Origin of the sequence: Pseudomonas sp. 43(2021) (assembly GCF_017490805.1) — a bacterium.
Classification (GTDB): Bacteria; Pseudomonadota; Gammaproteobacteria; order Pseudomonadales; family Pseudomonadaceae; genus Aquipseudomonas.
Window position 1 is genome coordinate 1 of sequence record NZ_JAFGYJ010000182.1, and the last position, 588, is coordinate 588.

The window sequence follows — 588 nt, forward strand, 5'->3', positions numbered from 1 at the left end:
CCGATGGTGATTGGAAACAGGTAACGCGAAAAAGAGGAGGGTGATGCGTCAGGTTCAGGTTGCACCGCTTTGTTTTTGTGCTTGGGCATTGCGACTTCCGTAGTCCGGTGCGTTGGCCTTCTGGCGTGCATACATCTGGATGCAGCTTTGCCGCATGCAGCGCGTCTGTCAAATAAGCGCTGTGACTTGCTGCGCAGCGCCGTGTGAATTTTGTAATTTGCAATCGCAATTGCTGCGGTTTTAGCTATACCTGTAACTCCCCCTATGCAAACGATTTGGCCTTCTGACAGGAGTTACAGCATGAAGCTAGCCGTAATGATGGGCACGCTGTGCATCGCCACCCTGGGTGTGGTGGGTTGTTCCAGCAAAACCGTCGAGCCAGACCAGTACTCCGGTTTTCTCAAGGATTACAGTCAACTGAAGGAGACCAAATCACCGTCGGGTGCCGAGGTGATGCGCTGGATGGACCCGAAACTCGACATCAACAAATTCAGCAGCGTCTATGTCGAACCGAGCCAGTTGTATCCGAAGCCGCAAGCGACGGAAAAAATCCCCCAGCAAACCCTCAATGGCATCACCAGTTATTAC

1 protein-coding gene is annotated in these 588 nt (G+C 52.6%); it reads left to right on the top strand.

What is annotated here, in order from left to right:
• Positions 1-300 precede the first annotated feature (300 nt).
• Positions 301-588 (top strand): DUF3313 family protein (locus J5M71_RS26640; RefSeq protein ID WP_207838469.1); only part of this gene is annotated, 288 nt, incomplete at its 3' end.